Source organism: Reichenbachiella agarivorans (assembly GCF_025502585.1).
GTDB classification, from domain to species: domain Bacteria; phylum Bacteroidota; class Bacteroidia; order Cytophagales; family Cyclobacteriaceae; genus Reichenbachiella; species Reichenbachiella agarivorans.
On the sequence record NZ_CP106679.1, the window covers coordinates 759203 to 779936 of the forward strand.

The 20734-nt window shown below is 41.2% G+C and carries 17 protein-coding genes; 15 read left to right on the forward strand and 2 right to left on the reverse strand.

Annotated elements, in window-relative coordinates:
- Positions 1–154: 154 nt before the first annotated feature.
- The 15 genes from N6H18_RS03070 (at position 155) to N6H18_RS03140 (ending at position 16987) form a co-directional block, all read left to right on the forward strand.
- A complete protein-coding gene (locus N6H18_RS03070) occupies positions 155–1570 on the forward strand; it encodes an oligosaccharide flippase family protein (RefSeq protein WP_262310368.1) in 1416 nt (471 codons plus the stop codon).
- On the forward strand, positions 1571–2347 hold the full coding sequence (gene rfbF / locus N6H18_RS03075) for a glucose-1-phosphate cytidylyltransferase (RefSeq protein WP_262310369.1): 777 nt from the start codon (positions 1571–1573) through the stop codon (positions 2345–2347).
- Entirely contained in the window at positions 2338–3072 is a 735-nt protein-coding gene (locus N6H18_RS03080) for a class I SAM-dependent methyltransferase (RefSeq protein ID WP_262310370.1), read from the forward strand. The genes rfbF and N6H18_RS03080 overlap by 10 nt, the downstream gene beginning before the upstream one ends.
- The gene (rfbG, locus tag N6H18_RS03085; protein ID WP_262310371.1) at positions 3069–4136 is read left to right on the forward strand and encodes a CDP-glucose 4,6-dehydratase; all 1068 of its coding nucleotides are present in this window, start codon (positions 3069–3071) and stop codon (positions 4134–4136) included. Before N6H18_RS03080 ends, rfbG begins: the two co-directional genes overlap by 4 nt.
- Positions 4129–5010: an NAD-dependent epimerase/dehydratase family protein gene (locus tag N6H18_RS03090; protein ID WP_262310372.1), complete on the forward strand. Its 882-nt coding sequence runs from the start codon at positions 4129–4131 to the stop codon at positions 5008–5010. Before rfbG ends, N6H18_RS03090 begins: the two co-directional genes overlap by 8 nt.
- The gene (locus N6H18_RS03095) at positions 5007–5516 is read left to right on the forward strand and encodes a dTDP-4-dehydrorhamnose 3,5-epimerase family protein (protein WP_262310373.1); all 510 of its coding nucleotides are present in this window, start codon (positions 5007–5009) and stop codon (positions 5514–5516) included. Before N6H18_RS03090 ends, N6H18_RS03095 begins: the two co-directional genes overlap by 4 nt.
- Positions 5513–6445, forward strand: coding sequence for a glycosyltransferase family 2 protein (locus tag N6H18_RS03100; RefSeq protein ID WP_262310374.1), 933 nt, complete (start codon positions 5513–5515; stop codon positions 6443–6445). Before N6H18_RS03095 ends, N6H18_RS03100 begins: the two co-directional genes overlap by 4 nt.
- A 641-nt stretch (positions 6446–7086) precedes the next feature.
- On the forward strand, positions 7087–7740 hold the full coding sequence (locus tag N6H18_RS03105; RefSeq protein WP_262310375.1) for a hypothetical protein: 654 nt from the start codon (positions 7087–7089) through the stop codon (positions 7738–7740).
- A gap of 331 nt (positions 7741–8071) precedes the next feature.
- Complete coding sequence (locus N6H18_RS03110; protein WP_262310376.1) at positions 8072–9160, forward strand: glycosyltransferase family protein; 1089 nt, start codon at positions 8072–8074, stop codon at positions 9158–9160.
- On the forward strand, positions 9153–9968 hold the full coding sequence (locus N6H18_RS03115; RefSeq protein WP_262310377.1) for a glycosyltransferase family 2 protein: 816 nt from the start codon (positions 9153–9155) through the stop codon (positions 9966–9968). Before N6H18_RS03110 ends, N6H18_RS03115 begins: the two co-directional genes overlap by 8 nt.
- Positions 9965–11182, forward strand: a complete 1218-nt coding sequence (locus tag N6H18_RS03120; protein WP_262310378.1) for a glycosyltransferase family protein — start codon at positions 9965–9967, stop codon at positions 11180–11182. The genes N6H18_RS03115 and N6H18_RS03120 overlap by 4 nt, the downstream gene beginning before the upstream one ends.
- A 90-nt stretch (positions 11183–11272) precedes the next feature.
- Positions 11273–12217 (forward strand): sulfotransferase domain-containing protein, encoded by a 945-nt coding sequence (locus N6H18_RS03125; protein WP_262310379.1) that lies wholly within the window; start codon positions 11273–11275, stop codon positions 12215–12217.
- A 268-nt stretch (positions 12218–12485) separates the two neighbouring features.
- On the forward strand, positions 12486–15767 hold the full coding sequence (locus N6H18_RS03130) for a PKD domain-containing protein (RefSeq protein ID WP_262310380.1): 3282 nt from the start codon (positions 12486–12488) through the stop codon (positions 15765–15767).
- 231 nt (positions 15768–15998) lie between these two features.
- Positions 15999–16481, forward strand: a complete 483-nt coding sequence (locus tag N6H18_RS03135) for an Lrp/AsnC family transcriptional regulator (RefSeq protein WP_323131539.1) — start codon at positions 15999–16001, stop codon at positions 16479–16481.
- A gap of 5 nt (positions 16482–16486) precedes the next feature.
- A complete protein-coding gene (locus N6H18_RS03140; RefSeq protein ID WP_262310381.1) occupies positions 16487–16987 on the forward strand; it encodes a phosphoribosyltransferase family protein in 501 nt (166 codons plus the stop codon).
- A gap of 95 nt (positions 16988–17082) precedes the next feature.
- On the opposite strand, the gene N6H18_RS03145 is transcribed toward N6H18_RS03140, so the two are convergent.
- Positions 17083–19905 carry a M16 family metallopeptidase gene (locus N6H18_RS03145; RefSeq protein ID WP_262310382.1) on the reverse strand — a complete coding sequence of 941 codons (2823 nt, stop codon included), beginning with the start codon at positions 19903–19905 and terminating at the stop codon, positions 17083–17085.
- A gap of 70 nt (positions 19906–19975) precedes the next feature.
- Entirely contained in the window at positions 19976–20575 is a 600-nt protein-coding gene (locus N6H18_RS03150; protein WP_262310383.1) for a DUF6134 family protein, read from the reverse strand.
- Positions 20576–20734 lie beyond the last annotated feature (159 nt).

Sequence of the window (20734 nt, forward strand, 5' to 3'; positions counted from 1 at the left end):
CTACTGTTAGTCCTGTACGTGATCGTATATTACCAAGCCATGAACTTATATTTGTCATTCATTATTTTAGCATATAGATATCTTCTCTTGCCAATAGGTACTTGTAATACTTAATTCATGTACAAAATCAATCACACATCTGAAGTAATAAACATTGAGTAGCCTAAAAAAAATAGCTCACGGCGTAATTCGCTCTGGCCTATACACTTATATAATCTTTGTTCTCCGCTTTTTGGTGACTCTTGTACTTTCTCGGTTTCTTTCTCCCTCAGAATATGCTGTCATCATCGTTTTACAAATATTTACTGGAATCATTTTAGTGTTTCAGTATGCGGGGATTCCTAGCATCATTGTCAAACAGCAGAACAATGATGATACCTTTAACAATACTTGGCATACCATGAGTTTGTTCATTGGAATTGTTCAATTTGGCATAATAGCATTGATTGCCTTTCCTGCAGCAATGTTCTATTCAGAGATTCCTTTGTTCATACCACTATTACTGAGTTCTGTTAATTTCATCATCACTTCGTTAGGACTCGTCCCACAAGCCATTTTAAGAAAAGAACTCAAGTTCGATCAATTAGGTATATACCAACTATACTCCTTTATTCCCAGTGCTCTTTTGGCAATTTTAATGGCCTATACAGGCTTTTCATTTTGGTCAATTATTTGTCAAGAGATTCTGCTTAATTTAATTATGACATGTATTCTGTTATTCAAGACTCGTGTTAAACTCCTTCCTTTTCGGACGATCAGTATCAGAGAAAATTATAAGAAGCAAAAGAAAACGCTTTCCAATTTGTTTTCATTTAGCATTATAAATTACTTTTCTAGAAACTCCGACAACATCATTATAGGAAAAATATACTCGCAAATGGAACTTGGGCTTTATAACAGGGCATATAGTTTACTATATATGATTATACAGTTAATCCCTGCTATCATAAACAAGGTAGCCTTTCCTAACTTCTCAAAAAGTAATGACATTTATTCGATCAGAAGCAACATCCATCGATTACAAGTATTGGTTGTAGCTATTTGTTTCCCACTAAGTATTCCTTTTATACTGTTCGGAAGGGAAGTTGCATTATTTCTATGGGGAGCTGAATGGTCAGAAGTTGGGATTTACTTACCCTATTTTGGCGTATTAATGCTTAGTCAAGTACAAACTTTCTTCGTAGTAGAATTCCTAATTCTATTCAAAATGCAAAAATTAATTACTCCCTTAGGAGTAACAATTGTAATTTTAAATATAGGTTCGGTTATAATTGGTACATTCTTTAGTGTAGAAATAATTGCCTTTTTACTTACTTTATCAAATACGTTGATACTATGGCCACTGATCATTTACTTCATCTATTACAAAGTATTTAAATTAAAGCCATTTTCTATCCTATTTGATTATTTTACCATGGTGGTTACGTGTGTTTCAATGACTTTTTCGATCCTATTCAACTATGACACACTCCTTTATTCATCATTAATTGGATTAGGCACTTCATTGATATTCTCAAACAGAATAAATTTGGTCTCACTTCTACGTTACTTAACAATAACTAACAAATAAATGCAGGTAGTAATCTTCGCAGGCGGTTTAGGCTCACGTATCTCAGAGGAATCCCACCTCAAACCAAAGCCTATGATTGAGATCGGTGGCAAACCCATTCTCTGGCACATCATGAAAAGTTATGCACATTATGGATTCAATGAATTCATCATTTGTCTGGGCTACAAAGGCTATGTGATCAAAGAGTACTTTATGAATTATTTCATTCACAATGCTGACATCACAGTGGACCTGTCTGACAACAGTACGACCATACACAAAGACCATTCTGAAAATTTTAAAATAACCCTGATAGACACGGGACATGACACCAAAACAGCAGGTAGACTCAAGAGAATAGCACCATATATCAAAGAGGATCAATTCATGCTCACTTATGGAGATGGGGTCAGTGATATCAACATTCATGACTTGGTGCAATTTCACCAAAAGCATGATAAAATCGCAACCGTATCTACGATCCAGCCTGCAGGTAAATTCGGAGTGATCGAGATGGATGAAAACGGCGAAGTACATGGGTTCACAGAAAAACCTAATAGTGGTGGATCGTGGATCAATGGAGGGTTCTTTGTACTCAACAAAGAAGTATTCAAATACCTCGACGGTGACATGGACGACACCATGTGGGAAGAAGACCCCATGAAAAACTTGGTAAAAGACCAACAACTGGTTGCGTACAAACACCATGGCTTTTGGAAGTCCATGGATATTCTACGAGACAAGGTAGAGCTGGAGGCGATGTGGAAAAAAGAACCAAAATGGAAGTCATGGCAATAGAAGGACAATACAATTCTAGAATAGATAAAGTAGATCGTGCCAAACCAAAATTGTCCAACTCACGCTATGTTCATCTAAAATCTCTCAACCGTCTAATAAACCATGTCATTGACAAGTATATAAAGACTGGAACTAAAGTCGTATTAGCCGACTTTGGTTGTGGAGAACTCCCATACCACCATATACTCTCGCCCTATTGTCAAGAATACTTGGCCATTGACATCCCTGGCAACCCAAAAGCCAACAGAATAGTAGACCTTGATACCAACAAGTGCAACATTGACGAAGCTAGCTGCGATATCGTATGGTCCATACAGGTATTAGAACATGTCAGCGATTATAACAAATATCTGCTGGAGGCTCATCGCATGTTAAAAAACGAAGGACATATCATTGCCTCTACCCATGGTCAGTGGAAGTATCACCCTGACCCAATTGATTATTGGCGATGGACTTCTGCAGGTCTAAAAAAAACATTTGAAAACAACGGATTTGAAATCGTAGAATTCAAAGGCTCATTGAGCTTCTTGACCACTACCATTCATTTGTGGCAAGATGCTGTTTTATTATCCTTCCCTTTTGCCAAAGTATGGAAGACGCCATTTTGCATATTCGCACAAATGATCATGGTATGTACCGAACGTTTTTCTAAGTGGTCTAAAACATTAGACGCGCACAGAAATCTGGATTCTGACGTTTATTTTGTAATCGCTCGTAAAAAATGAAATTACTCAACACATTCAAAGGCAAAAAAATCTTCCTTACAGGACATACAGGTTTCAAAGGCAGTTGGATGCTCGTATTGCTCCACCACCTAGGCGCACAGGTAAAAGGCTATGCACTGGAGGCAGAGCAAACCAGCCTCTATCGTCAAATTGATGGCGATCTAATGTGTGATTCAGTAATCGCTGATTTGAGGGATGCTGATCGCTTAAATACCGAAATCAAACAATTCTCTCCAGATTTTGTGTTTCACTTTGCAGCTCAGCCTTTGGTGATTGATTCGTACAATGACCCCAAATATACTTTTGATGTCAATATCGGAGGAACTGTCAACGTGCTAGAAGCTTTCAGGAAACTTGACCATCCATGTAGCCTATTGGCCATCACCACAGACAAAGTCTACAAAAACAAGGAATCATCTATTCCCTATCAAGAAAGTGACGAGCTGGGAGGTCATGATCCCTATAGTGCCAGCAAAGCAGCCATGGAAATCGTGTTACAATCCTACATCAATAGCTTTGGTCTCAATGGTCAAAATCAGAAAACCTCTGTGATTGGCAGAGCTGGCAATGTGATTGGTGGGGGGGATTGGGCCACCAACCGAATTGTTCCAGACATAGCTAGGTCTCTGCTCAAAAACGAGACCTTGGTTCTCAGAAATCCTCATGCGATTCGACCATGGCAACATGTATTGGATGCATTGATGGGCTACTTATTAGCTATCGCTCAATCTCACATCAGCGAAAACTACATATACAATTTTGGCCCAGATACAGAGGAAAAAATCAATGTAGAAGACCTTACCAAAATAGCCATGAAAGTCACGGGAAGAGGAAATTATACCATTGATCAAAATCTAACAGCACTTAAAGAAACGGGGCAGCTATTGCTAGACAGCAACAGAGCCAAAAAAGAACTTGGCTGGCGACCCGTTTGGAACGGGCAAGAGGCCATCAGTCAAGCTATGAATTGGTATTTGCGTTATGAGGGTGGTGAAGAACCTCTCCATATTTGTCAAACCAATATCTCTAACTATTTGGAATCTGCAAAAAACCAATATGTCTAAAATAGCAATCATTGGCTCCTCTTCCTTTCTAGCCAAGTCTTTGGTCAAATGCCTTACAAATCGTGATCACAAGCTATATGGCCGTCAAGAAGCTTCGTGCTATAGTTTCCCTAGCATCAGTTTCTTATCTGGATTTGACATACAGCAGATTTTATCCAGTGAAGTCATCTATTATTGTGCGGGTCAAGGTATTCAACCCAAAAACTCAGACGACGTATCTCTGATCTATGAGCTCAATACTTTTGAACCCATTCGTTTGATCAACGCTCTCATTGGACTCGGTTATACAGGAAAAATAGTGACCTTTGGTTCCTATTTCGAGTTTGGCAATTCTCAGAATAATGTCCCCTTTGATGAAAACCTATTCATTAATAATACCAATCCAAAACCCAACAACTACTGTATCTCCAAATCTTTGTTGACCACCTTCGTTGACACGCAAATAGCAAACGGTCATCAACAACTACTTCATTTTGTACTACCCAACATCTACGGTGCAGGAGAAAACAAACACCGTTTGTTTCCCTACATAGTCGATTGTATAGCCCACCAACAGCACATGACATTCAGTGCTGGTACACAGACACGACAGTTTGTACATGTCGATGATGTAGCAGAGATCGTGACCGACAGGCAAATACAATCCCACTCAGGCATTTACCATCTTGGTGGGACGACCCAAACACTAAAGGAAGTAATTTCTGAAGCCATCCATGCATTGACACATGGGGCATTTGAGGATTTTGAATTCACAAACATGGAAAGAAGAGACACTAGCATGCAATACCTCGCTATGGATGACACCAAAGCCCGGACTGATCTGGGTTGGAATCCCAACCGAGAGATTAAAAATGAAATCTTGAAATACAAATGAAAATTCTGAAAGAATTGCCGGGTGGCATTTTACTGATAGAGTCGCCACGCTTTCAAGACGAAAGAGGTGGATTCATGAAGTTGTTTAACCATGACACTCCATTACACAAATACGCGATCGCACAGGTCAATTATGTTCAAAATCGCGAATCGGGAATACTAAGAGGACTCCATTTTCAAAAAGGAGGGTTTGCAGAATCCAAGTTCTTTAGAGTACTCACTGGTCAAATCAATTTGGTCTACTTGGACGTCAATCCTGAGAGTACAACTTATCAACTTTCTGGTTCATATATTCTAGATCAAGCACAGCTGGGATTATTAATACCTGAAGGGTTTGCTACTGGATATGAGGTACTGACTCCCCATACAGATGTCCTCTATTATTCCAACAAGGATTATCATCCAGAAGCAGAAGGTGGTGTCAACTGGCAGCACCCATTGGTTGTCAATCATTGGAAAACCAATATGCCCATCGTATCAGAAAAAGACAAAAACTGGCCCCTATGAATCGCATAATAGACATCCTCATTCCCACTTACAACCGATGTGAGTTTTTGGCTAAAAACATCCAATTACTTGTCCAACAGATATCAGAAGCCAACCTACAAGACCAAGTAGCCATCTGTGTTTCTGACAATTGCTCTAGTGACCATACACAAGCGACAGTCCAAGAACTCATCCAAGCAAATCCCACGATCAGTATCTACTACCATAGACAAAATACCAACATAGGTTTAGAACCCAATGTAGTAGACCTAATGGGACGGGCAGTGAGTCCATACGTGATGTGGATTGGTGATGATGATTACATAGCTGATGGCTATTTGGCCTACTGTGTAGCACAGATTCAAGAACAAAACATAGGATGCATTATTCCAGGCTTAAAAAATTTGAATGCAGATGGCACAGTGGTCGATGCTAGAAATGAATCCTTTGCATCCAAGACATATGAGCCAGGCTATGAGACAATGTGGGCCATTTCTCATTTGGCTCACCAAATGTCTGGAATACTCTTGACTAGAGATAGTCTTTTAGAAAGCTACCTAGACAAACCAGCCTATCGCAATCCATATTTGTTCATATTTTGGACAGCTGACTGCTTGTTTCGTTTGGGCGGTATTTACGCTCCCATATACAAAACGGGCATTACTACTTTCAATGCGAAAGATTGGGGATACAACCAAGTGGGACTTTTGGATGAGGTTTTCAAATCATACTACTATTTCGAAAGCAAAGTGAGTCCCATACAACTCAGAGAGCTCCTCCTTCGCTTTTCAAAAATGCACTCGTATCGTTATAACATCAGAAAGTACGAACCTTTGAAATTGCTAAAGAAGTATAAAATCCTATGCTCCACCCTCCCAATACAGTTGCGGGGGTTTAATTATCATTTAGCCTTGCATTTAATCAAAGACTATGCTAAGAGTTGGCTATAACTGCTACCAATAACATGTGCAAAATAGTTTCAGAACGTCTCCATTCAGCTCCTGTGGAGTGTAAACTCAGGCTATTAATACACATCAATTACACAAAACATACTTGAAAATTTTCATTTCTCCTCATCCTTTCTTAGTTTAGAAATAGCAGACCATTGAGACTAACCCCCTATTAAAACCAACTATACGATGAAATGCCAACCCCAACCCACCCCTCTGACAGACTGCTCGTCTGTACAGTCAAATATCAAAAATACAGTATGCCATCTCTCCCTTAGAAAAGGGATAAATGCGACCCCAATATTATTCATTACTGGCTAGCAATCACGCTACACCCTAGGCAAATAGCAAAACACTGTAGAGAAACAACACAACACCCGCTAGAAATGGCTCGTCACCGTTGATGAATGATTTTTTGGAGGGGAAATATGATTTTCTCGTGGTACTGAGTCATTTCCTTAGGGTGCTAAGCCATATGATAGAGGGTGCGAATGATTCCTTTATGGTGACGAACCATTTCTTCATGGTACTGAGCCATTTTATCACCGTCCTCTGTCATTTCCCCACAGTACTCAATAGTCCTATCATGGGATATGCTTAATTAATTATCAAATATATTTTTTCACCTAAAACAATCTAACATGAACAATCAAACAATTGATGCGCAACTGCTACAAGCAGAAGTAGCCATTCACAACGCTACTACCAACGATGCTGTCAAAAGTGCAATGGCGCTATACGGCTATGACACTACGAAAGTAGCGGAGAATCAAGCTTTGCTTGATCAAGGAAAAACACTCCACACCAAGCAAAAGAAAGAGTATGGTGAACAGTATTCGGCCACCGATGCACTTTCCAAATCAATGAAAACAGCAGACAAATGGTACATAAAGCATGTCAAAATTGCGAGGATAGCACTCAAAAACGAGCGTGGGATCTGGCAATCACTCCAAATCAATGGAAGACGCAAAAAAAGTCAGTCAGGCTGGGTCAGTCAAGCCACGGTATTTTACCTGAATGCGTTGAGCAACCCTGATGTCCTCACGGCTATGAACCAATTCGGGGTGAGCCAAGAGGTACTAGCGAGCACACAATTACTGGTGCAAGATGTCGCCAACAAGCTGTCTATTCAACTCAAAGAAACGGGAGAAGCCCAAGACGCCACCATCAAAAGGGATGAAGCACTAGACCTACTGATGGATTGGATGAGTGATTTCAAAGCCATTGCCCGCATTGCTCTTGAGGATGATGCACAATTGCTGGAGATGCTCGGTATCGTTAAAGCAGCAGCCTAATCAACAAGCCCTGACAGGTTTCAAAAACCTGTCAGGGCTTTTTTGGTCACATGAAAGAGTTGAGATCTGCATCAATTGTGCTTAATAGGATGAAGGGGCGTAGCCCTGATATCTTCGTAGTATTTGTGCGATAATGAGTCTTGAGGGACGTTAGTCCTGACATCTTAGATGGAAAAGGCTAATGGGGCACACACCGTGCCGAGGCAGACATTTTTTTAGATGTCAGGGCTAGCGCCCCTTTTGTGTAGCAGACTCTTTTTATCTACGAAGATGCCAGAGCTACGCTCCTTTTCTTGTACTATCCCCCAGCTTCTCATTATCTTGCCACCTGATGAATCTCATAGACAAAAACATACTACTGATCTCCCCCGAACCTTGGGATCATATCTTTGTTTCCAAGCATCACTATGCACGGCACTTGGCGGAGCGGGGCAACCGAGTAGTGTTTGCCAACCCACCTCAAGACAAATGGAGTGTCCACTCTACGGGCATTGACAACTTGAAAGTGCTGAATTACCCCAAATTTCTCAAAGGGTTAAGGAAACTGCCTTCTTTTGTCTCACGAAGACTGATCAAACACAAACTTCAACAAATAGAAAAGCACTGTGGGCTCACGTTTGACATCATCTGGTCCTTTGACAATTCGGTATTCTTCGACTTTACCCTGCTAGACACCTACAACATCTCGCACATCGTCGATTTGAATCAGGATTTTGAAACCAAAAAAGCTGCTCAAACAGCCGATATTTGCTTTTATACCACCCAACATATCGGAGACCGTCTTTTGCATTTCAACACCAACGCCCATTTCATCAATCATGGCTATAATGCCAAACCCTCATCCAATCCTAAAATCCTACCAGGTGAACACTCCACCAAAGTGCTCTATGCAGGGAATCTCAATATGCCGTATTTGGATTGGCAACATATGCAAGATGCTATTCTCAAAAACCCAGAAGCAGACTTCATCTTTTTGGGGCCACTAGACAAAGAACAAATTAATCAGAACCCAACATGGCAATCCTTGACGGAGTTATTCCATCACGATAGAGTCTTTTTTTTGGGAAAAGTCCTGGCAGACGAACTTCCCTCATACTATGCTGCAGCAGACATCTTGACCATCTGCTACCAAGACAAACACCACGAAGATCAAGCCAACCCTCACAAAATGATGGAGTACCTAGGTACAGGCAAAATGATCGCCGCAACCTACACAGGGACTTTTGCCCAATACAAGTCTCCAATCATTGCCATGTGTACACAAAATGCGAGCTTTGCCGAGCAAATCCGCAAATGCATCACCCATATCAAGGAATGGAACGATCAGTCATGGCAACAAAAACGCAAAGCCATCGCCCAAGACAACAGCTACAATCGGCAAATCGAGCGCATAGAAAACAAAATTAGCAACCATGCCTGAACTCGTGTCCATCATCATGCCTGTCTACAATGCGGAGAAGTATGTCGCAGAAGCCATCGAGTCAGTATTGGCACAAAGTCATACGAACTGGGAACTGCTCGTGATCAATGACGGCAGTACAGATCGCTCTGCCGAGATAATCCAACGCTACGACGACCCCCGCATACACTTTGTAACACAAGCAAACCAAGGTGTCAGTGCCGCTCGCAACGTAGGTCTAAAACTGATGACGGGAGATTACTTTTGTTTTTTGGATGGAGATGATAGAATGACGACTGAGGGATTATCTAGCCGCTTAGCCGTTTTCGAAGGTGAGCCTGCGTTGAGTTTCGTTGATGGTGCTGTGACTTACTTCGATCAGTATGGCATCATCAAAAACAAAGGATATGTTCCTACATTTCATGGATTGGTCTTTGATAGATTGTTGAGACTCGACAATTCTTGTTTCTTTGGCAATACATGGATGATAAAAAGAACCGAACTTGTATATCAATTCGACACTGACATGACTCATTCGGAAGATTTGTGGTTTTATATCCAACTAGCCAAAGGCAAATCTTATCACTGTACAAATCAAGTCATACTTGAATACAGACAATCCAATACATCCGCGATGAAAAATCTCCAAGGACTAGAAAAGGGCTATCGAGATGTAATCAAGAAAACAAGGATGATGAATTTGGCAAGTGGGTCACAGATTTTCTATCTACGATCAAGAATTTGTAGAATCATGTTCCTTTCCTACCTTTTTGATGGCAAAAAACTGGCATCAGCACTAGTATGTCCGTTTAGAATATTTACAGCATGAAACAACCTATCCCTATATTGGTATTCATCTACAACAGCTACAGGGACCCCTTGTTTCAAAACCTGCTATTGCGCTACATCAAAACCTTGAGCGAAAACGGCTGTTACAGGTTTGACCTAATCACTTTCGAACAGCCCGAATATGCACTGACTGCCGAAGAAACACAACAAGAAAAGAAAGAACTAGAGGATTACAACATCTACTGGCACCCTAGGAAATTCCACACGGGACGATTTCTACTGATCAAAAAGGCCATTGACGTGATTACTACTTTCTTTCTTGTGTTCAGTATAAAGTTAAAATACAAGACTCAATACATTTTTGCATTTGCCAATGTGGCAGCAGCCATTTCAGTAATATTCACTCGTTTGCTCAATCTCAAACTGGTGATCTATAGTTATGAACCTCATAGTGATTTCATGGTCGAACTCGGACTATGGCAAAAGAGTAGTTGGAACTATCTAATCCTCAATAGTTTAGAAAAAATGGCTGCTCGACATGCCAGCGACATCATGACAGGCACTATTCACATGGTCGAAAAATTGAAAGCTGAAGGGATAAAAGCCAAAGTATATCGCGCTCCCACCGCTGTAGATTCTGGGACTTTTTATTTCAAGCCCGAAGCAAGGTACGAATTGAGAAAATCCCTAGACGTACATGACAAGACTGTATATATATACCCAGGCAAACTAGGCGGCCTCTATTATGAAAGGGAAATCATCAACCTATTCGCAGCACTCTATGCTCATGACGACCATGCCTTCTTTTTGATAGCGACAAACTACGATCATGACAAGATTGTCACATGGATGAAAGAAGAAAACATTCCTCAAAGTGCTTATCATTTGAGACCGTTTATTCCGTCCAGCCAAATGCCCGACTATCTCAGCGCAGCTGATATGGGCATAGTGGCAATCCCACCTACTCCCTCCCAAAAATTTAGGTCTCCCACAAAAGTCGCCGAATACTTGCTTTGCGGGTTGCCATACATTGTTTGCAAGGGTATCTCAGAAGACGATACAATAGCAAAAGAACACAAAGTTGGTATAGTTTTAAATCAATATTCTAAAAACAATGCGGTATCTGACATGACAAGAATATCTGCATTGTTACTGGTAGATAAATCCGTGATGCAACAAAGGTGTATCAACATTGGGTTGACATATAGATCGTATCAAAATATTATCAATGTACTTTATAATATCTTTGTATGATAAAGTACATAACCTACATGAAAGCAACCTTCTATAGTTAGAGATATATTGAGCTTGCCTAAAGAATCGTAAATCAAACAAATTCTAAAATTGAATAGAATCGCTAAGAGAATCAAACTTGAGATAAAACTCTTACTTCTCAATATTATCAAACACTTCAAGTCTTTTCCTCGTGAAAACTCTATCCTTATTTTCAGTGATCCAAGAGGAGGAAGTACATGGTTAGCAGAACTCCTCAATCATATCCCCAATTCTATTATCTATTGGGAACCACTAGCTCCGAATCACAACAAATACATTCGTAAAATAAACTTTGGATGGAGACAACACATTCCTGAAAATGCAAATTGGCAAAAGGCAAACAATGCATTTGATAAAATATTACAACTAAACCCTCTCAATGAGTGGACTACCAAGAGATTCAACGTCTCCAACTACGTAGATTGTAAAATACCTATCATTAAATTTTGTAGAGGAAACCATTTGATACATTGGTTGTGCAACCAATATCAGTTCAAGTACAAACCGATTGTGTTATTGAGGCATCCTTTTGCAGTAGTAGCTTCTCAACTAAAACAAGGGGGATGGGATTATACATTTGATGGCTTCACCATACCAAATATGTCTCACAACGATACTTATCTCAAAAACAAAGAGTTTTTAGAATCCTTACAATCAAAAGAAGAGAGCCTAGTCGCAATTTGGTGCATTACCAATAGAGAATTACAACTACCCAATAGCAAATGGATCCTCTGCTTTTATGAAGATCTACTATTGAATACCAGCGAAGCAATCGAAGATATTTTAAAAGAATGGAAAATAGAAATGCCAAAAAACCTATACGGCAATCTACATAAAGCGAGTTTTACGACTGTAGACCTGGCAGAAGACAGTTCTCAGAAACAATTAGCAAAGTGGCACCATTATTTTAATGATGAAATGCAGTTGAAATTACAACGCGTTTTAAACCACTTTGAGATCAATATTTACTCTAAAGATTCGTTGTATCCCATTAACAGATACAAGAATGTATAAGTTATTCGCAATTTTTTCTATAATTATTTTAGGGTTGTGTAGCACTAATAGTTACTCACAGTGTCCGATTGCCGATTTCTCCGTTTCATCAAACATTTGTAAAGAAGAATCCTTTACTCCTACAAACAATTCCATAAATTCAAATAGTTCATATTGGACATTATGTGAAGATCAACTATCAGCATCCCTTTTAACTCCAGAAGAAGTTTATATCTCATCTAATTTAGCTTTTGTTTATGACTTTGACTTTGTTGACCATAACCGTATTTTGGCAATTAGAAACAACGGGGTTCCTTATGTCTTGACACTAGACGATAATTTAGCAACCCTCGAGAACATCACCATACTAGCAGATGGAGAAAGTTTCAGCAATCTTCCTAGAGATGTTGAGACCATTTGGATGGGTACCGACCTTATTGCTCTATTCACAAACTCCTCGGGCTCAACAAACATTACTAGAGCTATTTGGTCCAATGGAGACCTGACTCAAGAACCTGCCTATGATTTAATAACTGGTATGACGACAATTTCACAAACCAATGGACTCGATATCATTCAAGAGGGAAACAACTATTACGCATTGGTGGGGAAAAATTCGTCCAACCTATTATCTATACTCAACTTTGGGAATGATATGACCAGCGTACCTTCTGTGAGTAGTTTCAATATTTCAGGAATCTCCAATATAAATGGAATAAGCCTTCAAAAAGAATGCAATACTTGGGTAGGTCTTGTCACTTCAAGAAGTAGTAATAAGTTAGTCAAACTTACATGGAATAGTGGACTTGCCAACACCCCCACTGTACAAGAGATAACTGTATCAAGTATTGATTGGAGTGCCCCAACGAAAGTAAAGCTAGTTGTTGATCAAGGATATTATTATGCCTTTGTTCAGCTTGACAACAGTGACATTTTCCGTTTTGACTTTGGTTACTCCATGACAGCCTCACCTACCATCTCACAGTTGACAGGACTCTCTTCAGGAGGGTATGGAATTGATATAACTCAAAATTCTAATAAGCAATGGAGATTATTTAGCATCGACTATTCTAGCGATGAAGGCCTATATGCTGTAGGCTTTGAAAGCACTTGTGATCGCAACCTACTGACATCTATTGAAGACAGTCCTACTTTTTCGCTTGAGACATCTGGCATCTATGAACTTAAACTAGTTTCGTTTGATGAAAATGGAAATTTCAATACTTCCAGTGATTTCATTACGGTATCGAATGATACCGCCCCTACCATCTCTTTCTCCTCATCAGACAATGAATGTATAGGGCAATCCAATACATTCGCTCCAATAGATGCAGGTGGACTCTCATATGAATGGAGTTTTGACGGTGGGAATACTGTGGGTAGTACTGACTCTAATCCTACACATACTTTTTCGCAAGTAGGGGACAGTATCGTCACACTCACCGTTACCGATGGCACTTGCTCCAATTTTGTGCAAGACACCATCAGCATCTACCCTGTCCCTCCTACGCCAAGTTTTACCCCGAGCGCTGCACCCTACTGTACCAATGCAGAAATCATATACACCAACAGCTCAGACGAGACCGGCTATGAAGGAGCCACGCTGAGCTATCTCTGGGACTATGGAGATGGCAACAGCGAGACACAAAAGGATGGCAGCAATGTGTATGTTGCCGATGGTGACTACACCATCGAGCTCACCATGTCCATCCCTGGCTGTTCCACTTCGCATACTGATGATATACAGATCATAGCAGGCCCTGCAGCTGATTTTGTGATGGACAAGGATTGCTTTGGAGAGACGACGGAGTTCACCAATGTAACCATTGGGACTAACCTCATCAATCCTGCCTGGGATTTCGGAGATGGATTGGGTTCGGCTACAGTCCTCAACCCTAGCTATACTTATGGCTCGACAGGGGAATTTGATGTGACACTAGCCATGGAAAACAGCGATGGTTGTCACAGCGAGATCACTCGTACCATCCGAATCAATGGCACTCCAGAAGTCGCCTTTGTCAATACGCCTGGTTGTCAAGGGCAAGAGGTACAATTCACAGACGAATCCACACCTGGCGATGTACTCAACAACCTACAAAGCTGGGTATGGGACTTTGATGGATTGGGAGATTCTGGAGCGCAAAATCCAAGTTTTGCCTTTGACGAAATGCGCACCTACCAAGTCTCTCTGACCGTCACCAACACGGGCAATTGCAGTAACACAGCCACACAGGCAGTCATCATACGTCCCACACCCCTCGCGGACTTCAACATCGACCTAGGCTGTATCTCCACCGCTACCGAGTTTGTAGACATGAGCCAGAGCCAAGATGACAACCAAATATCCTCATGGTATTGGGTAATCAATGGTCAAGAGTACTTTACACAGGATGTCTCCAAAACCTTCTCTACCGCAGGCACTTACCAGGCAACGCTCTCCGTGACTCCAACCAATCTCTGCGTAGCGGTGGTAGAAAAAGAATTTACGGTTTTCAACAAACCAATCGCGGCATTTAGTGAGGTCAACAATTGTGACAATGAAACAACCATCTTTACAGACCAAACCCTATCAGAAGGTCCTGCCATCGTATCCAGAGTGTGGGACTTTGATGGCAAAGGAAGTTCAAATGGTACACAGACCGCATTTGACTTTGGTACAGCAGACGACTATGATGTAAGCCTCCGAGTCACGGACGAATTGGGATGTATCAGTACTACCAGCCAGACGGTCACCATTCATTCGTCACCCACTGCAGCCTTTGAGGTTTCCAATGAATTTGGAGGAGCTCCCTTGACAGTAGATTACATCAACAATTCTAACAACGGACTGACCTATCTTTGGGATTTTGGAATTGCTAATCACACGAGCCAAGAGGAAAACCCCTCCTACACATACACCGAAATCGGTGACTATGTCACTCAACTCATTGCCTACAATGAGTTTTGCAGTGACTCTGCCTACATCGACATTTTGGTCGCTGACCCTTTGTTGGACTTGCAATTGACCAAAATAGAAACCAAAGCAACAGGCAACACGGTTCAAATATGGCTCACAGCCTACAATGGCAGCACCTTCAATCTGGATGGCTTTGATATCCAGATTGATTTTGAAAGTCAAAATTCTATCTTTGAATCCTACGATGAGCTCTTGCCAAGAGACCGCACAGTGACTTTCCCTTTGAGTTTTCACCTCCCTGCTGAAGACAACAATGTGGACTACCTCTGTGTTACCCTGCGAGACAGAGAACCCTCGCTGACCGATTTGGATTTGCTCAACAACAAGGGCTGTGTCAACTTTGAACAGGATCTCGTCATCCAAAAACCCTACCCCAACCCTGTACCAGCAGGTAACGACCTGCTGTACATCCAAGCCATATTGCCAAGCAAATCACCAGTCCAGCTCTATATGATCAGTGCCACTGGCAGTATTTTGTACTCGGAGACCTACACTGAGATCAGCAGTGGGCTCAATACATTTGTGATCGATACACATGATACCAAGGGAGGCATGTATTTCGTCAAAATAGTCTATGGAGGTAAAGAAAAAACCCAAAAGGTGATTAAGTTGTAGATCGTTGACTAGTTAGCTGGTTGGCTGGTTTTCTGGTTAGCTGGTAAACCGATTCTTGATAAGTCGCTCTGAGTACCTCTTAGGGTCAATATGCAGCCTCGACCATAAAAAATTTTCTACTGATAAATCAAACTATCAGAAGAATCTCGTATATTATATTCCGTTCATTACATTTGCATAAAATAATATTCCGACAACCCGACTAAACTTACCCATAGACTGAACAACACCATGAAAGGAAATCTCAAAATTGACAAAATCGACAAAAAAATTCTTGCCATCCTCCAATCCAACGGAAAAATCACCAACGCCAAGCTCTCTGAGGAGATAGGTCTCTCACCAGCTCCCACACTCGAACGAGTCAAAAAACTAGAGCAATCAGGTGTGATCAAAAGCTACCATGCAGAACTCAACTCCGAGATGCTAGGTTTAGGAGTCAATACATTCGTACAGGTCACACTCAAGGGACACAACAAACAAAACATTGATTCTTTCCTTTCCAAAATCAATGAAATAGAAGAGGTGGTAGAATGTCACCACATCACAGGATCGGGAGATTTCATCCTCAAAGTCATGGCACAAGACATCGCATCTTATCAATTGCTGATGCTCGAAAAAGTCTCTGACATAGATACCGTAGATAGCTTGCAGTCTATGGTAATTTTGTCTACTTTCAAGAACAGCAAACAAATTCCATTACCACAGTCTATATAAACGCAATGCCACAGGATTTAATACTTGATGCCGCTCAGATCGACCAACGCATCATCAGGATAGCCTATCAGATTTATGAAAATCACATGGACGAAAAGCACCTGATATTGGCAGGTGTCTCTGACAATGGCCATGAGTTTGCCAAACTACTGGAGCAGCAGCTCAAAAGCATCTCTGACCTAGCACTGACAGTAGGCAAAGTGGACATCAACAAAGACGCGCCTTTTTCGGCTGAAATCGCCTTGGATTTGGATGACAAGGAGTTGGTGAAAAAATCCGTCATATTGATAGATGATGTTCTCAATTCTGGCAAGACTGCTGCATTTGCGCTCAAAGCCTTGCTCAAAGTCAATGTCAAAACCATTGATGTAGCAGTGATGGTCAACAGGAGCCACAAGGCGTTTCCCATCTATCCAAAATACTCAGGCTACGAACTAGCCACCACGATCAACGAGCACGTCACCGTACAGTTCAAAGGAAAAGATAAAGGAGTATATCTATCCTGAAAAGAGTTAAGAAACAAGACCCAAGAATCAAGACTTTTATGCAAGTCTTGATTCTTGGGTCTAGAAATTTAATGTCTAAAATCTAACCATCCAACCTACTCCACATTTTCAGGGTATAGCACTACTTTGATATAAGCATCCGTATTCAGGTATTTTTTAGCAGCTCCCTGTATATCCTTAGCTTCTAGTGCTTCAATGCGCCGATCCAATTCAGCGATTTTAGACAATTCAAATCCGCTCTTTACATAGGTTTTGATCGCGCCCAACCAAAAACCATTTTCTTTCCAATTGAGTTCCATCTCTCTGCGCTGAGTCTCCTTCACCTTGTTTAAATCCACCTGACTCACACCATTGATTTTGATATCTTCAATCAAATCAATGGTTGCTCCTACCAAGTCTTCCACATTTTCAGGCGCACAAGGAAACTGAACCTGCATGCTGTAATGCTCATATGGTGATTTTTGTCCTTGTCCACTTGCCCCTACACCATAGACTCCACCTTTTTCCTCTCGCAAGATTTCTATCAAGCGAATGTCCATGACCTCAGACAGTGTCTTGACATAGTAACTATCCGCTCGCTTGTATTTCTTCTCGGTATTGAAAGCCATCACTACCGAACTCTGTGGTTCGGTACCTTTGTAAATCTTCTCATCGACCATACCAGACGGTGGTCTCAAACCTCTGTCCTTCCAAGTTTGTGCATCTTTTACAGGCATACCTCCTCCCAAATACTGCTCAATCATTGGGATCAAAGTCTCCTCATCATAGTTGCCCACAAACAGATAAGTATAGTGGCTTGGGCTATCAAATTGTGATTTAAAAAAGTTGATGGCATCATTGAGCTTCACTTTTTCTAGATCTTCTACCGTAGGAATCCCTCCACCTCGCAGGTCGTTTTGACTCATGATCCGTGCCAACTGATCTTGAAAATAATAGCTCGGATTAGAAAGTACATTAGACAAAATCGCTTTGTTTCTTTGAATCAAAGATTGAAAAGCCTCTTCGTCTGTTCTCACACTGGTGAAATAAAGATGAATCAACTGAAACATGGTTTCGATATCCTTGGGAGAGGTGTTGCCATTGAATCCTGATTCCAAATCACTGATATAAGGTGAAATACCTACGGATTTGCCTGCGAGCGCCTTCTCTAGTTGGGTATAGCTATAATCTCCTATCCCGCTCAACGATACGATGTTGGACGCAAAACTTGCCGACCAAAAATCCTTGTCCTCAGCTAGCGAGGTTCCTCCCTTGCGGTATGCCGAAAACATAATTTCATCGTTTTTGAATGCCGTAGGTTTCAAATAGACTTTGGCACCATTGGACAACTCCAATACTTTGACTTCTACCTCCTGGATTTCTGATCGCTTCATTACTGAGCCACCCTCTGGCAATTCCTTGAGCAGATTTGTATCTATCATTTCTTCTGCCAGTGGCTCCAGCTGTCTCTGTTCCACCTCTGCGACCCAACTTAATATTTCTTCTGTGGTGGGCAATACCAACCCTTCTTGCTGTGGAGCAGTCATATAGATGACACGATTTTCTTTCTTGATCCACTGCGCAATGATCGCATTGACCTCATCGAGTGTGATTCCGTCAATGTTGTCCTTCAGAAAATTGTACTCGTATGCAATCCCTGGAACTGGCTCTTCTTCAAGAAAATGTCGAATCAATTCATCTGCAATGCCTCCTGACTTGGATTTGTCTCGTTCCTTGTAGGCACTTTCATACGACTCCAACATGTTCAACTTGACAGTCTGCAACTCAGACTCGTTGAACCCATGTAGCTCGACTCTACGGATCTCTTCGAGCAGCGTCATCACACCTGTCATGATGTCGTCTGGTTTAGGTACCGCAAATCCAGAAAATGCAGTCGTCTTTCGAGATACTGGCGACCCAATGTAAGTAGTCGCATACAGATACGGAGGATTGGCAACCTGCAGCAGATCATTCAACCTTTGATTGATCATTTCCAAAAACAAACTTTGCACATGGCTCTGCCTAAACTGCTTCTCGGTTTTGAACTCTGTCGCCTCATTTTTATACATGATATTGAAGAGTATATTGGTCGCCTCTGGGTCTGAGGTCACCGCCACCAGTGGCTCTTCATTGGTTGGAACATCAAATTCTTCCCTCACTCTTTCTTTTGTAGGATTCCGAAAAGCAGAAAAATGAGCCTTGATCCTTTCCTCCATTTTGTCCACATCTATGTCACCCACTGCGACCACCGCCATCAGATCGGGTCTGTACCAGTCATCATAAAATCTCTTGATAGCTGCCCGATCAAAAGATTCCAAAGTCTCCTTTTTCCCGATTGGGAGCCGCTCGGCGTATTTAGACCCTTTGAATATCACCGGAAGGTATTCCTCCAGCATACGAGCATTGGCTCCTTGGCCCAACCTCCATTCTTCAATTACAACCCCTCTTTCCTTGTCAAGTTCAGCCTGATCAAAACTCAAGTTGCCTGCCCAATCTTCCAATATCGTCAAGCCCTTTTCCAAAATTTGTTCGTCATCCGATGGGATGGGGAGGATATAGACCGTCTCATCAAACGAGGTGTAAGCATTGAGGTGCGCACCAAACTTGACCCCCACAGACTGGAGATAACTCACCAGCTCATTCTTATCAAAATGCTTTGAGCCATTGAACGCCATGTGCTCAGTAAAATGCGCCAGTCCCAACTGATCCTGATCTTCCAAAATTGAACCTGCATTGACGACCAATCGCAACTCCACACGATCTGCTGGGAGTGCATTTTGTTTGATAAAATAGGTCAGCCCATTGTCCAACTGCCCCGTCCTGACAGTAGAATCAAACGGAATTAATTTGTCCTGCTCTACCTGTGCCCAAGAAAAGCTTGTGAAAACTACTGTAAATATCAGGATCAAAACCCCTTGATAAAAAGCGGACTTATTCATGTTTTGTATGCTAAAAATTTGATTACTTTTTTATCACTACGCCTCTAGGACATAGTATCTCTACTATTCTTTACTCCTTTATTCTGATGTAAAAAGTGGCATAAGACCTACTCACTTTCACTTCTGTACAAATACCATTTCGATACGTATAGACATTTAATCCATCCTCGGATTCCATTTCATATGTATGATTACCCACATCTTCTATTTCGAGATTCGTTGCAAAAACTTGTGAAAACACATATTTCTTACCTATCGGCTCGTTGAAATAAATCTCTGGAATAGAGTACCTAATGGCATCAGAATCAAACTCGATGATATCACTGTCTGTTTCGATTCTATAATATCCATCCCTTTTCTGAACATCGGATTGATTTTGTGTAGCTCCATTGAGTGTACTGAGCGCATTGCCAGATTGTAGTACCCCTCCTACATAAGTTTCCGTCAGGTTGTAATCAACCGTCAACTTGACTACCACTCTAAAATGAGTCACACTTTTGATTTTGTAATCCACCTGATTTCCCGAAACCTTTTTTTCGGCCGTCATAGAGCCAATTACACTTCCTCCCTTCACTATGTCATAGTTGATCACCTGACTGTACAAATCAGCAGACCACAGCAGACTTAGAAAAACAAGAAAAACTTTGACGATGGTAGGGATAGAATTCAAATAGCTTACAATTTGAGATCAAGCAGGAATTTACCTGCTTTTCGACCTTGAAGATAAAGCAATTTTGGAGAGATTAAAACTCTGAACACAAGAGATTAATTCTAAATCACCCTGTCCGAATATAACGAAACCCATCCAGCCTCTATCCATCCTACCGAA

Excerpts from the sequence above, each read along its gene's own strand:
- N6H18_RS03080 (WP_262310370.1), top strand. The coding sequence starts at position 2,338 with ATGGCAATAGAAGGACAATACAATTCTAGAATAGATAAAGTAGATCGT.
- N6H18_RS03145 (WP_262310382.1), bottom strand. The coding sequence starts at position 19,905 with ATGAATAAGTCCGCTTTTTATCAAGGGGTTTTGATCCTGATATTTACA.
- N6H18_RS03135 (WP_323131539.1), top strand. The coding sequence starts at position 15,999 with ATGAAAGGAAATCTCAAAATTGACAAAATCGACAAAAAAATTCTTGCC.
- N6H18_RS03090 (WP_262310372.1), top strand. The coding sequence starts at position 4,129 with ATGTCTAAAATAGCAATCATTGGCTCCTCTTCCTTTCTAGCCAAGTCT.
- N6H18_RS03120 (WP_262310378.1), top strand. The coding sequence starts at position 9,965 with ATGAAACAACCTATCCCTATATTGGTATTCATCTACAACAGCTACAGG.
- N6H18_RS03105 (WP_262310375.1), top strand. The coding sequence starts at position 7,087 with ATGAACAATCAAACAATTGATGCGCAACTGCTACAAGCAGAAGTAGCC.
- N6H18_RS03095 (WP_262310373.1), top strand. The coding sequence starts at position 5,007 with ATGAAAATTCTGAAAGAATTGCCGGGTGGCATTTTACTGATAGAGTCG.
- N6H18_RS03100 (WP_262310374.1), top strand. The coding sequence starts at position 5,513 with ATGAATCGCATAATAGACATCCTCATTCCCACTTACAACCGATGTGAG.
- N6H18_RS03110 (WP_262310376.1), top strand. The coding sequence starts at position 8,072 with ATGAATCTCATAGACAAAAACATACTACTGATCTCCCCCGAACCTTGG.
- rfbG (WP_262310371.1), top strand. The coding sequence starts at position 3,069 with ATGAAATTACTCAACACATTCAAAGGCAAAAAAATCTTCCTTACAGGA.
- rfbF (WP_262310369.1), top strand. The coding sequence starts at position 1,571 with ATGCAGGTAGTAATCTTCGCAGGCGGTTTAGGCTCACGTATCTCAGAG.
- N6H18_RS03140 (WP_262310381.1), top strand. The coding sequence starts at position 16,487 with ATGCCACAGGATTTAATACTTGATGCCGCTCAGATCGACCAACGCATC.
- N6H18_RS03115 (WP_262310377.1), top strand. The coding sequence starts at position 9,153 with ATGCCTGAACTCGTGTCCATCATCATGCCTGTCTACAATGCGGAGAAG.